This window comes from Dyadobacter sp. (genome assembly GCF_051859145.1).
Classification (GTDB): domain Bacteria; phylum Bacteroidota; class Bacteroidia; order Cytophagales; family Spirosomataceae; genus Dyadobacter.
Genome location: NZ_JBHYGF010000301.1, coordinates 14,282 through 27,106 on the forward strand (window position 1 = coordinate 14,282; position 12,825 = coordinate 27,106).

The 12,825-nt window shown below is 48.3% G+C and carries 9 protein-coding genes; 2 read left to right on the plus strand and 7 right to left on the minus strand.

Annotated elements, in window-relative coordinates:
* Window positions 1-1,867 (plus strand): DEAD/DEAH box helicase (locus ACTIE6_RS16790; RefSeq protein WP_439557741.1); only part of this gene is annotated, 1,867 nt, incomplete at its 5' end.
* 40 nt (window positions 1,868-1,907) lie between these two features.
* Here ACTIE6_RS16790 and ACTIE6_RS16795 read toward each other — a convergent pair.
* Genes ACTIE6_RS16795 through ACTIE6_RS16810 form a run of 4 tightly spaced genes read right to left on the minus strand, consistent with a single transcriptional unit; the run spans window position 1,908 to window position 5,628 of the window.
* Entirely contained in the window at window positions 1,908-3,374 is a 1,467-nt protein-coding gene (locus ACTIE6_RS16795) for a fibronectin type III domain-containing protein (protein WP_439557742.1), read from the minus strand.
* Window positions 3,375-3,409: 35 nt separating this feature from the next.
* Entirely contained in the window at window positions 3,410-4,312 is a 903-nt protein-coding gene (locus ACTIE6_RS16800) for a magnesium transporter CorA family protein (RefSeq protein WP_439557743.1), read from the minus strand.
* A 54-nt stretch (window positions 4,313-4,366) separates the two neighbouring features.
* Window positions 4,367-5,002, minus strand: a complete 636-nt coding sequence (locus tag ACTIE6_RS16805; RefSeq protein WP_439557744.1) for an NAD(P)/FAD-dependent oxidoreductase — start codon at window positions 5,000-5,002, stop codon at window positions 4,367-4,369.
* 56 nt (window positions 5,003-5,058) lie between these two features.
* Window positions 5,059-5,628 (minus strand): NAD(P)/FAD-dependent oxidoreductase, encoded by a 570-nt coding sequence (locus tag ACTIE6_RS16810; protein WP_439557745.1) that lies wholly within the window; start codon window positions 5,626-5,628, stop codon window positions 5,059-5,061.
* Window positions 5,629-5,884: 256 nt separating this feature from the next.
* Here ACTIE6_RS16810 and ACTIE6_RS16815 point away from each other — a divergent pair, with 256 nt between their 5' ends.
* Window positions 5,885-6,742, plus strand: a complete 858-nt coding sequence (locus ACTIE6_RS16815) for an SDR family oxidoreductase (protein WP_439557746.1) — start codon at window positions 5,885-5,887, stop codon at window positions 6,740-6,742.
* A gap of 57 nt (window positions 6,743-6,799) precedes the next feature.
* Here the strand turns inward: ACTIE6_RS16815 and ACTIE6_RS16820 are convergent, their stop codons facing one another.
* From ACTIE6_RS16820 to ACTIE6_RS16830, 3 genes are all read right to left on the minus strand, one after another.
* Entirely contained in the window at window positions 6,800-7,177 is a 378-nt protein-coding gene (locus ACTIE6_RS16820) for a response regulator (RefSeq protein ID WP_439557747.1), read from the minus strand.
* Between the two features lie 25 nt (window positions 7,178-7,202).
* Window positions 7,203-9,038 carry a tetratricopeptide repeat-containing sensor histidine kinase gene (locus tag ACTIE6_RS16825; RefSeq protein ID WP_439557748.1) on the minus strand — a complete coding sequence of 612 codons (1,836 nt, stop codon included), beginning with the start codon at window positions 9,036-9,038 and terminating at the stop codon, window positions 7,203-7,205.
* A 6-nt stretch (window positions 9,039-9,044) separates the two neighbouring features.
* Window positions 9,045-12,825 (minus strand): PAS domain S-box protein (locus ACTIE6_RS16830; RefSeq protein WP_439557749.1); only part of this gene is annotated, 3,781 nt, incomplete at its 5' end.

A 12,825-nucleotide genomic window follows, 5' to 3' on the forward strand; every position in this document is an offset into this window, starting at 1 on the left:
GGATGAAAACTGGTTTCCTGACGCATTTGAAGAGTGGCAAAACCAGGGAATTGGCATTCTTGGGTTTAATGCATTGAGTAAAAACAGACTGAACCTGAATAAAGCGAAGATATCCGTAAGTGTGGTGAGCGGGATCAACTGGTTTAATACCGTAGCTTCCATTAAGTTTGGCAAACAACAGGTTACGCTCAAACACCTGCACAAAGCCGTAAAAAACCGCACCCGATACGTGGAGCTCGGCGACGGTACCCTGGGCATTCTGCCGGAGGACTGGCTGGCGAAATTTACCAAATTCTTTGAAGTAGGCGAGATTGCAGAAGAAACGATCCGAATGCCGAAAAGCAGCTTTGTGGCGATCAGCGAACTGTACGAAGCAGAAGTGCTTACGCGGGAAGTGCGGGAGCAGATCGCATTTTTCAAAACCAACCTCTCCGATTTTGAAACCATTCAACCCGTTGCAATTCCTGCGGGGCTGCGGGCAAGTCTGCGTAAATACCAGCAGGAAGGATTGAACTGGCTCAATTTCCTCGACGAATTCGGCTTTGGCGGCTGCCTGGCCGACGATATGGGGTTAGGTAAAACAGTCCAGATTATCGCATTCCTTTTGTTACAAAAAGAAAAACGCGGGCAAAGCACAAGTCTCATTATAGTACCCACCTCTCTTATATTCAACTGGCAGGCCGAAGTGCAAAAGTTTGCACCGGGCTTGAAAATGTTGACTATTTACGGCGCCGACAGACAGAGGGAAATTCAGGATTTCGAGCATTTTGACATTGTGCTGACCTCGTACGGAACACTGCTCTCGGACGTGAATTTTCTCAAAAAATTCATGTTCAACTACATTATCCTTGATGAATCGCAGGCGATCAAAAATCCCGAATCGCAAAGGTATAAAGCTGCAAGGCTGCTGCAATCGCGGAATAAGCTGGTACTCACGGGTACGCCGGTGGAAAACAACACATTTGATCTGTACGGACAGCTTTCATTTGCCTGTCCGGGATTATTGGGCAATAAGACGCAGTTTAAAAACCACTTCTCCGCGCCGGTAGACCGGTTCAAAGACAACGAGCGCGCGCGTGAACTGGCGCGACGCATTAACCCTTTCATTCTACGGCGGACTAAAAAACAGGTTGCCACGGAGCTACCGGATAAAACCGAGATCGTGCTTTACTGCGAAATGGGAGAAGAACAAAGGAAAGTGTACAATGCGTACGAACTGGAATTTTTCACCTTCCTGAATACCCGCAATGAAGTGGATACACCGAGGGAAACACTGCACATTTTGCAGGGATTGACAAAGCTGCGCCAGATATGTAACTCACCTGCATTGCTCAATGATGACCTGTTTTATGGAAATGCCTCAGCGAAAATCGATGCATTAATGGAGCAGATAGAGAGCAAGTCGCCGCAGCACAAGATCCTGGTCTTCTCGCAATTTGTAACTATGCTCGACCTCATTAAAGCAGAATTGATCAGCAGGGGCATTGAATTCGAGTATCTGACCGGGCAAACGCGCGACCGCGAAGCACGTGTTCTGAACTTTCAGAATAACAGCCAGGTGCGTGTGTTCCTGATCAGCCTCAAAGCGGGCGGAACGGGCTTGAACCTGACGGAAGCGGATTATGTGTACCTTGTAGATCCCTGGTGGAACCCAGCTGTTGAAAATCAAGCAATTGACCGCAGTTACCGGATCGGGCAAAACAAGAATGTGATCGCTGTACGCCTGATTTGTCCCGATACGATTGAAGAAAAAATCCTGGAACTGCAAAAAACGAAGAAGGACCTGGCCAATGATCTCATCAAAACGGACAATTCAGTTTTAAAAACACTGACCAAAAACGACCTGCTCAGCCTGGTATCGCATTGAACCTTCCGAGGGTAGATCCTTTTACAGGCATGTTTGAAGGTTAGTAAAGTGCGATCCGCTTTGAAATCACTTCTTTACCTGTTTCAATTGCCACAATGTAAATGCCAGCCGCTAAACTTTGCAGGTTGACTTCCACTGGCTTGGTTGTGGTCAGCTCTTTGTGTTTTTTTCCTCCAATGTTATAAATGGAAATCGTGTATTTCCCCGACAGCCTGGTGTCCACAAACAAGGTGCGACCGATGGTATAAATGCTGTTTTTCATCCCGGGATCTTCCGTTCCTGTAATAATGGAACCGGCGCGCACGATCGAAATCAAACTGTAAGGTGAGCTCCCGCCTGCATTCACTGCCTTGATCTGGTAAAAATAATCGACTTTTTCCAGCATGGAGGTATCCTGAAACTGTGAAACCGAAGCAGGTACCGTCGCCAGGCTCACATAGTTTTCATCCGCCGCTTCGGCTCTTTCTATTATTACCGAAACTGCATTCCCAGTAACCGGTGCCCACCTGAGCTGCACGATCTGCGGCGCGAGAGGGACAGCCGAGAAGTCGGCCGGGCGGTCTGGAACAGGGATATTAAGCGTTCGCAATGAAATTACACTGCTGTAAGGCGACGCACCAACTGCATTCACGGCACGAATACGATAGTAGTAAAGCGTACCGGCAGTCAGTCCGGTATTCTGGTAAGAAACCGCATTTGCTGGAAGATCAGCGATTTTGGTAAATGCAGTTCCATTCGTGGATCGCTCCACCTGAAAGCCAGTCTCGTTCCCCGAAAGATCCACCCAGTTCAGGTTGATCTGTGTCTGGGAAATGACAGTACCGGCCAGACTATCTGGTGCTGACGGGACAACCTGAAATGTAACAGCAGAAACAATGCTGGTGTAAGCCGACTTACCCGCACTGTTCTTCGCAAGTACCCGATACCAGTATTTCGTAGCCGGTTTTAAGCCGGTATGCTGATAAATGACGGTATTCGCAGCAACATCAGCGATCTTCCCGAAAGTGACCCCATCTAGCGAGCTCTCGACTTCAAAAGATGTCTCGTCACTTGAATTATCTGTCCACCCGAGATTGATCTGACTTGCGGAGACTGCCGTCGCGACGAGTGCGGAAGGTGGTTTGGGGATTGTAATAACTGGTGTCAGGGTTGTGGCACTGGCTACATTGGAGTAAGCAGAATAGCCGCTTACATTCTTTGCGCGAATGCGGTACCAGTATTTGGTAGAGGCTTTCAGCGAGTCATGAATGTAGCTTACAGTGTTGAATTTCAGGTCAGCAAGTTTAGTGTACTTGATTCCGTCAGTAGCACTTTCCAGCTCGAAGGTGACTTCATCCGTGGAAATATCCGTCCAGCTAAGTGTGATCTGACTTACTGATACAGGCGTTGCAATGAGATTAACAGGCGCCTTTGGAACAGCAAATGCAGATACATTTGCTTCAACAAAAACTCCAACTAACATCAACAGGAATGCCGCTACAAAGCCCGGCAAAGCATTTTTTTTCATATTAAAATGACGCGATAAAGCAGGGGAATGCCGGTTTAAAGCCAGCCTCTTTTTTTAAACCAGATATAAATGCCGCCTGTAATCGCAGCCATCAAAATCATTACCGCAGGATATCCATACTTCCAGTCCAGCTCGGGCATAAACTTGAAGTTCATTCCATAAATGCCGACAATAAAAGTCAGTGGCATAAAAAACACCGAAAACACGGTAAGTACCCGCACAATATCGTTTGTCCGCTGCGATGAGATGGAGAAGTAAATCATCACCAGCTGGTTCATATTTTCAAAAAGCGTATCGTAGATGCTATGCAGCTTTACGTAAAGATCGCGGGTATCCCTGGTGTAGGTGTTGGATTGTTCGGGTGAATCTATCCGGTCGATGATGTCATGGGAAAGCATGATCACGCGCCTGGTCACTTCCACTTTTCTTCTTAAATAATATAGTCCCTTTAATAGCGATGCTTTGCGCGTTTTCAGGAACATATTTTCCTCGTAATACTCAATGTCGCGTGTGAGCCGGGCCGAGGGATCTTCATAGCTACTTAAACAAACTTTAACAATCTCATTCACCAGCTGGTGGGTGTTCTCGCAGCCGTGCTGGCTGATTCGGTTCTCCTTAATCTGCTGCGGACCAGACCATTCGTGTTTGTGCAGCGTAATTACCCGGTCTTCAAACATGAAAATCGCTACTTTATCCGTCAGTTCGGGGACAGTATCTGCCTCAACAGCCGTCTTTTCGGCGTGTATCCTGAAAATGATAAATGCATAGCTTCCTACGTGCTCATATTTCGGAAGGTGATCAGCTTGCAGCCAGTCTTTAATTGAAGAATCGTGCAATGCGTATTTACTAGTAAGATTGGCAAGCTCTTCCTGATCGGGATCTGACACATCCAGCCACTCAAAGGGATGCTCTGAGTGGTCGGTAATACTTTGCAGCATAGGATTTGATAGAAAAAAATAACACTGTTAAATTTTATTCAGAAGTTCAATCTTCTACTTATCTGGCTTGGAATCAAGGATAAAGCGCAGCGACTGATCCCGTGTAAAAAAAGCGACTATCCAGTTATATAAAGTCTTGACCTGGTTACGGTAGCGGATAAGTGAAAACAAATGCACGACCAGCCATAGAAAGTAAGCTATAAAACCTTTGAAATGCAAGCCAGGCAAATCGGCCACCGCCTTGTTGACGCCAATGATCGCCATGGAGCCTTTATCCTTGTATGAAAAGTCGACCAGCGTCTTTCCTTCCTGCATCAACCGCAGGTTTTTGGCAAGGTTCCTCCCCTGCTGAATCGCCACCTGCGCCAGTTGAGGATGACCGTTTGGGAACTCAGGATCGCCTTCCATAGCACAGATATCTCCGAGCGCATATATGTTGCTGTATCCTTTTACTTTATTATTCCGGTCAACAAAAACCCGCCGGCCGCGGCCGAATACTTCTTTTGGCAAGCCCGGCAGCTCAACACCCACGACGCCCGAAGTCCAGATCAGCGTTTCAGTTTCAATCGTTTTTCCGTTTGCAAAACTCACTACACCATTGTCGTAATCTTTGACAGCATGGTCAAGCAGTACCTTAATACCCAATCCCCGCAGCTCTTCCAATGTTTCCTCCTGTGCTTTTTTGCTCATAGGATTAAGCACAACAGGCAATGCATCCACAAGGTATATCTCTACTTCGTCACGGTTCAGCTCAGGATAATCTTTCTTGAAAATGCCTTGTGCATTTCTGCCAGCATACCTGATATTTCCACACCGGTCGGGCCAGCGCCGGCCACTACAATGGACAATACCTTTCGCCTTTCCACCGGGTCGGTGATCTTGGTGGCTCTTTCCTTGTTTTCAAGTACGTGGTTCCGCAGCGCCAATGCATCTTTGACCGTTTTCATCGGTACCGCATTCTTTTTCACATTCTCCATTCCGAAGTAATTGGTTTCGGTACCGGTGGCGAACACCAGATAGTCGTAGTACAAATCGCCGGTATCGGTAAGCACGCGGTTTTCGGCTGGAAATACTTCTTTGAATGCGCCGAGGCTAAACCTGAGATTGGTTTTTTCCTGAAAAAACTTCCTGAAAGGATAGCTGATATTGGAAGCTTCCAAAAATCCGGTTGCTACCTGATACAGCAGTGGCGGAAAGAAATTGTAGTTATTCTTGTCCACCAATGTGATATCAAACTGTTTGTCTTTGGACAGCTTCTGCGCCAGGTTGATACCTGCGAAGCCTCCGCCTATGATTACTACCTTCTTCGTAGCCATAATGAGTCGATTTAGAATCTTTGCCCCTCGCTCAATATAATTGTGCCGGGCAGTTTTGGGGTGTGCAAAACAGGTATTTGCAATACACTTTCAATAGCAGCGTAGCGCGCTTGTACTGTGAAATTCTTTACTCATTACAGGAATATCTGCCTGACGTTGTTGCAGGTCGAAGCAGTTTGAGGCGCTTGCCAGACGTGGCATATCGTTTTTGACTAGCGTGGCTTTCTCATTTATCAACATCAAAAAAAACCTTATCATGAATTACGACATTGATACCAAGGGACAGACCCAAAGCAAGCAGCCCGGCATTGAACAGGAAATGGATCCGGCACCGGTGATTATCCGTGAGAATTACCGCGGAAGTGGCAAGCTGCAAGGAAAAACAGCCTTGATTACAGGTGGTGACAGCGGAATTGGCCGTGCCGTGGCTGTGCATTTCGCAAGAGAAGGCGCCGATGTCGCGATTGTATACCTGGATGAAACGCAGGACGCGACCGAAACCAAGTCGCTGGTGGAAGCAGAGGGAAAAACCTGTCTGCTGATCAGAGGGGATATCCGCGACGAAGCTTTTTGCAAAGATGCCGTAAGCCAGACCGTACGTGAGTTTGGAAAACTGAATATCCTGGTTAACAATGCGGCTGAGCAGCATCCTAAGGACGATATCAGGGAAATTACTGCCCAGCAGCTTTCGGATACCTTTTCTACCAATATCTTCTCATTCTTTTATTTCACACAGGCTGCGTTGGAACACCTGAGTGAAGGGGACTGTATTGTTAATACCACATCAGTAACAGCTTACCACGGCAGTCCGAGCCTGCTTGACTACTCTTCGACGAAAGGTGCGATCGTAGGATATACCCGCTCGCTCGCTGGCAGCTTATCAGAAAAAGGCATCCGCGTGAATGCGGTAGCGCCCGGGCCGATCTGGACGCCATTGATCCCTGCCACATTTGATTCGGAGCGGGTTGAGAAATTTGGAAAAGATACACCGATGAAACGACCGGGCCAGCCAAGCGAGGTAGCCACCTGCTACGTGTTCCTGGCGAGCGACGACGCTTCCTATATGAGCGGACAAGTGCTGCACCCCAATGGAGGGCAGGTTGTAAATGGCTAAAAGGACGTTTTATCCAAAAAGATCAGGAGGGATTTCCGTCATCGGGAATCCCTTTTATCATATCTGCTGAATAGCGGCTTCAATACTGCTGAGCAGCTGCGCCTGGCGGTAGGGCTTGGTAATGTAGCCGGCGGGGTGTGTTTCGGATGCGCGCCGTACCGTTTCCTGGTCCATGTACGCGGTCAGGTAAATGATCGGAATGCCCGCTTTAATCTCGCGGACGCGCATTGCGGTATCGATTCCGTCGACTTCTCCTTTAATGTGAATATCCATAATGATCACGTCCACGTCTTCGGTATTCACAAAGCCGAGTACTTCTTCGCTGTTGTCGGCAATACCTACAACCTCATATCCAGCCTGATCAAGTGTTTCTTCGAGTCCCATTGCCTGGATACCCTCATCCTCGACGACGAGGATTTTTATTGTTTTTTTCATAGCGCAACTTTTTCTCAGGCAGCTTTTACCTGTTACCCGCAATCGAAGCGGCGGGAATTTCCATTATAAATGTCGTACCTCCGGAAACTTGCACGCTGCATTTCGCGCCCAGCTGTTTGGCCAGTACCTGCACCAGCTTCATTCCGAATGACCCGGAAGGCTTTTTCCACTTGTCAAGGCTCATACCCGGTCCATTGTCCATAATTTGCAGCAGCAGCGACTTTCCTTCTTCCACCCGGGCTTCCAATATAACAGATAATTGCGGATCAGTTGTAGAATTAAAAGCGTACTTGAAATAATTGGTTACCCATTCATTGACAATCAACCCGGTGGGCATCGCTACATCGATATCGATTTCCATCACGGATACATTGAGCCGCAGATCCAGGTCGCCAGACTCGACACCAAAGCTTTGCATAACACTGTCGACCAGGTTCTCCATATATTCCTTCATATCCACCAGATTCACCGCATCCTGCCCGTACAAACTTTTGTGGATCAGCGACATCGCTTCAATGCGCTGCTGGCCTGCGCGCATACTGTTGCGCGCATCATCGTCGGTCAGCCGGCTGGACTGCATGCTGAGCAAGCTGGATACGGTTTGCAGGTTGTTCTTCACGCGGTGGTGCAGCTCTTTCATCAGTATTTTCAACTTCTCGGTCTGCTCATTGATCTTCGCATTGTTGCTGGCAAGCTCCTGGTTCGTTCTGGATATTGTGCGGTACTGAAACAGCATGAACACCGACAGTACCAGAAATACTGCCAAACCAGCCAGCGCCCAGATTGTCTCCCGCGTTTTTACTTTGTTGATCTGCGCCAGTGAACTGATCTGCTGGTCTTTTTTCCCAGCCTCATATTGCTCCTGCATCTCACCGATCTGCCGCACGTTCTCCAATACACGAAGCGAGTCGCGGATTTCGATGTAGCGGGTATAAGCGTCCAATGCATCTTTGTAACTGTTCATTTCGTTCAGCGTGCGGTAGAGGTAGCGGTTTACCTCCATTTCACGGAATGGATTTTTCAGCTGACGCGTAATGTTCAATGCTTCTTTGAGGTAGTAAATGCTGTTTTGTTTGTCGCCCTCGCCCAGGTATACCTGCGAAAGCCAGGTGTAAGAGTAAGTAAGTGATAGCAGCTGGTCGTATTTTTTGGCAAGTTCAATGCCTTTGGTCACGTAGAAACGCGCATTGTCCAGCTCTCTCCTTTTCACGTACACTTGCGCGATATTGTTATAGTAACCAATCCGCTGTTTTTCAAACCGTGCCGACGATTCAGCCAGTTTAAGACCTTGCAGGTGCATCTTCAAAGATTTGTGGATCAATGCAGTATCTTCCCTGTCGGAGCCGAGCCCCTGCGTGAACATCGCTTCCAGCCGCGCCATATAGATCACCGAGGCAGTATCCCTGCTCTTCCTCGCAATGGACATACCTTTATCTACGGCGGCCAGCGCCATGCTGTAATTGGCTTTTTCTTTATGCAAATTCCCTATTACCGCGTAAATATCCGGCAGCTCGCCTGTCAGCTTCCACTTCTCTGCATCTTTCAGCGCGACAATAGCCAGTTTCATGGCTTCCTTGTGGTTACCCAAGCGCCAGAGTGCCTGCGCCTGGTAGCGCGTTCCGCGTACAAGTGCCTGCGCATTGTTCAGCCCCGTCCCCTCTTTTTTGATCAACCCGGCAATGCGTCTCAGCGAATCGGGTGAACCGGTCGTAAAACTATCCGCCTGTTTGTACAGCTGTTCAAGCCGTGGAATGCGCAGCTTTTCAGCCGAAACAGAAAGCGTCGGCTCAGCCGCAGCTGCTTTCAGGCAGACTGCGAAAAGGAAGAAAATGATATAAAATGCTCTTGTAGATCTTTGCATCAGAGGCTATTGCGTCTTGATCAGCCATTTGAAAATAGCCTCTTCCAATGTATCCTTTAATACCGGTTTTGTCAAATAGTCGTCCATTCCTGCATCGATACACTTTTCTCTTTCGCCTACTACGGTACCTGCGGTGAGTGCTATGATCGGTACGCGCTTGTTCCGTTCCATCTTTCGGATACGCCGTGCTGCTTCATATCCATTCATCTCGGGCATCTGAATATCCATAAAAACGATTTCGGGATTGGTTTTATGGAATGCATCGATCGCCTCTTTTCCGTTGGCAGCCTCTATAATACGGGCATGAGGTATGATTTTCAGGAGCATGGACTTCACCAGCAACATGTTGATCTGGTGATCTTCGGCAATCAATACCGTTACCTGTGAATCATTCTGCGGCACTTCGGCTGGTGGCTCGGCTAACTGCACAGTTTGCTGCGACTTTGTTCCCAGGCTCGAAATGGCTGAAAAAAGCTGCTGGATTTTTACCGGTTTTATCAAAAAGTGCTGCACACCTAACTCGTCGCGGAGTACATTCAACATTTCGTCTTCAAAAGAATCATTTAACAAAAACACAGGTTGCTGCTCCATATTGCACCCCTGCAACTCCCTGATCTTTTTCAGCGATTCAATACCACCCATATCGGGCATTTTGCAATCCATTAAAATCACATCAAAACTTTCACCGGTCGCCAGCAGATCCAGCGCCTCTTGCCCGCTTCTCGCATAAGTTGACCCGATCTGCTTGTTGGACAGCATTTCACGCAGGATTTTCCCATTGTTTTCATTATCGTCCACGACCAGTATCTTCTCCACGCCCTCCACATTCTTCCATTCAAACAGATCCTGACCTTCCACTGCGCTAAAAGTAACGTCGAAAAAGAAGGTACTGCCTTTCTCAACAACGCTTTCGAGCTGTAAGTGGCTCTTCATCAGTCCAAGCAGACGATTTGAAATAGTAAGACCCAGTCCGGTGCCGCCAAAACGTTTGGTTGTGGAAGAATCTTCCTGTGAAAAAGCTTCGAAAATCCTGCGCTGGTTCTGTGGCTCTATACCAATGCCGGTATCCCTGACCGAAAAGCGGAAGGTATAATTGTCAGGTTCTGACTTCTCCAACAGCTCAATTTTCAACTCTATCTCGCCCGAGGGCGTGAATTTAACTGCATTACTGAGGAGGTTAACCAGGATCTGCCGCAGCCGCAGCGGATCGGCCCAGACGAAATGCGGTACCTCCGGCGGGATGTTCAGTAACATTTCCAGCTGCTTCTGCTGCGCCTGGTACGTTACCATATCCGCTACCTGTCCGCAAACTTCCAGTAAGTCGGTTTTTTCGAGCGTGAGGTCAAGCTTGCCCGCTTCTATTTTTGAAAAGTCGAGAATGTCGTTGATAATGTCCAGCAGCGAGTTCGCGGATTGGAAAACCATGGACATATACTGTTGCTGCGTTTCATCCAGGTTGGTCTTCATCAGCAGGTCCGTAAATCCTACAACCCCATTAAGCGGTGTCCTGATTTCGTGGCTCATATTGGCCAGGAACTCGGATTTCAGCTTGCTGGCTGCTTCTGCATGCTCACGCGCTTCCAGCAATTCCAGTTCAGCCTGTTTCCTGGTGGTAATATCCCGCACAACTGCCTGGATAATGTCCTGATCATTTACATTGATCAGGTTTAGCAGTACCTCGGCAATAAAGTTTTCTTTCTTCTTACCAAACCTGCGATAAACCCATTCAAAGCTGTGGCTTCCTTTCTGGTAGACCGCGTCGAGGAGGAGACCAGACTGACGCACTGCTGTTTGTTCCTCATTTTCCTGGCTGGATAAATCACCCAGTTCCATTTGCCGCAATGTCTCCACAGAATCCAGCCCGAACATACGCAGCGCAGCTTCGTTACAATCCAGGTAACCCTGACTATTGAAAAGCAATACCGCGTCACTCGTAGAATCGTATAAGCTCCTGAACTTCGCTTCTGACTGCAGGATCTCTACCTGCGCCTTCTTTTTGGTAGTAATATCCTGGAACGCGCCGTAAAGTCTGATGCAGTTTCCGTCCTTCATTTCGGCCTGACCAATGGTGCGTATCCAAACCTCATTTCCCTTCGCCGTCACGATCTGAAGTTCCAGATCCCAGCCGGTACCGTGGAGCAAGCCTTCTTTTACCACTTCCTCAATGGCTTTTCTGCTGTCTCCTTCCTTGTAAAAATGCATGGCGGTGGAGAGATCGGGCACAAAGTCAGCGTCCACTTCGTGCAGTTGCCGGGTCATAGAAGACCAGAAGAGTTCATTTGTCTGGGGATAAAGCTCCCAGCCGCCGATCAATGCAACCAGGTTAGTTTGTTCCAGCATTTCCTTGATCCGGCGCAGCTCGTCGTCGGACTTCCTCCGGGCGGTGATATCCCGTTCAATGGCGATGTAGTTGGTACAATCGCCATTCTCGTTGAATACAGGAATCACTTTCAGGTCGATCCAGTATTTTTCTCCCGACCTCGAATAGCACAGCAGCTCCTCCTCCACAACCAGTTTTTGCTTGCTGCGGGCATAAATGCGCTCAATCGTTTCATGATCCGTTTCCGGACCTTTGATCAGGTCATCCGGCTGCTGTCCTTTGGCTTCTTTCCGGCTGTACCCGGAGCGCTGTTCGTAGGCTCTGTTAACCCATGTTATAATGCCTTTTCCGTTTGTAATAACAATGTAATCGGTTGTATTGGAGGCCACAATGGCCAGTTCCTTCAACCTTTCACGCGAGTTACGCAGCTCCGTTATATTGTGACTTGTCAGAATGATTTCCTGAGTAACCGGGTCCACATTGGCCGTGGTATTACTCCATGACCAGCTTCCGTCCTTGTGCCTGATCCGGTGTTCCACTCCTCCCGGCAGCGGCAAGCCCAGCTCTATCGTTTGCTGTAAAGCCTTGAAACAAATCTCAAAATCGTCGGGGTGAATGAACCCTGCAAAGGAACGGCCGACGGTTTCTTCAATCGAATAACCGTAGGTAGCTGTCCAGCTTGGTGACACATATGTGAATATGCCTTTTCTGTCAATGGTAAAAAGTACATCCTGCATATTGGATACCAGCACCGACAGGTCTTCTTCCACTTTCACCTGCTGCGTTATATCATAACCCACGCAGAAAAGCTCCGCTACTTCACCGGCTGCATTCGTGATGCCCGTAAATTCCCATTGTGTGGTTTTAATCCCGCCATTTGAACAAAACTTACGGAGCTTGACGGGATGCGGGACGTTGGGTACTTTGATGCAGTGTGCGCCCGTACTTATGCATTTCTCAACATCTTCCGGAACAATGCCTGATACGGACGAAATGCCGAGTACGTCGCGGCGGTCGAGCTGAAAGGATTTGCAGAAAAAATCATTGACATATATATAATTACCTGCCAGATCAATTCCTGCCACGTAAACTGTCTGACTGCTCAGAAAGGTATGGTAGAGGCGCCCTTCGCTGACTGGCGCGCCGGTAATCCTGTCTGTTGCTTCAAAAGCGGTGACGATGTAGCGGGCATCTGATTCAGGATCGGAAAAGGCGAGAGAACGTACCTGTATATGCGAAATATTTCCCTCAGCCCCGAACAGGACGATCGCGCTGTGGTAGTAGTTATCAGTTTGCGAAAAATGGTTAGCCGCATTATCCCGGAAATAGCCGAATTGTACGCTTTGCACCAGCCCGGCAACTGCCTGGTCTTCATTTTCCTGTTTCAGAAAACGGCTTAGGAATTTCCGGAGCCTGTTGTCGGCCCATTCATTTTGCGGATCGGAATGCTCCCATATCAACACTCCG

Excerpts from the sequence above, each read along its gene's own strand:
- ACTIE6_RS16795 (WP_439557742.1), bottom strand. The coding sequence starts at position 3,374 with ATGAAAAAAAATGCTTTGCCGGGCTTTGTAGCGGCATTCCTGTTGATG.
- ACTIE6_RS16800 (WP_439557743.1), bottom strand. The coding sequence starts at position 4,312 with ATGCTGCAAAGTATTACCGACCACTCAGAGCATCCCTTTGAGTGGCTG.
- ACTIE6_RS16805 (WP_439557744.1), bottom strand. The coding sequence starts at position 5,002 with ATGAGCAAAAAAGCACAGGAGGAAACATTGGAAGAGCTGCGGGGATTG.
- ACTIE6_RS16810 (WP_439557745.1), bottom strand. The coding sequence starts at position 5,628 with ATGGCTACGAAGAAGGTAGTAATCATAGGCGGAGGCTTCGCAGGTATC.
- ACTIE6_RS16815 (WP_439557746.1), top strand. The coding sequence starts at position 5,885 with ATGAATTACGACATTGATACCAAGGGACAGACCCAAAGCAAGCAGCCC.
- ACTIE6_RS16820 (WP_439557747.1), bottom strand. The coding sequence starts at position 7,177 with ATGAAAAAAACAATAAAAATCCTCGTCGTCGAGGATGAGGGTATCCAG.
- ACTIE6_RS16825 (WP_439557748.1), bottom strand. The coding sequence starts at position 9,038 with ATGCAAAGATCTACAAGAGCATTTTATATCATTTTCTTCCTTTTCGCA.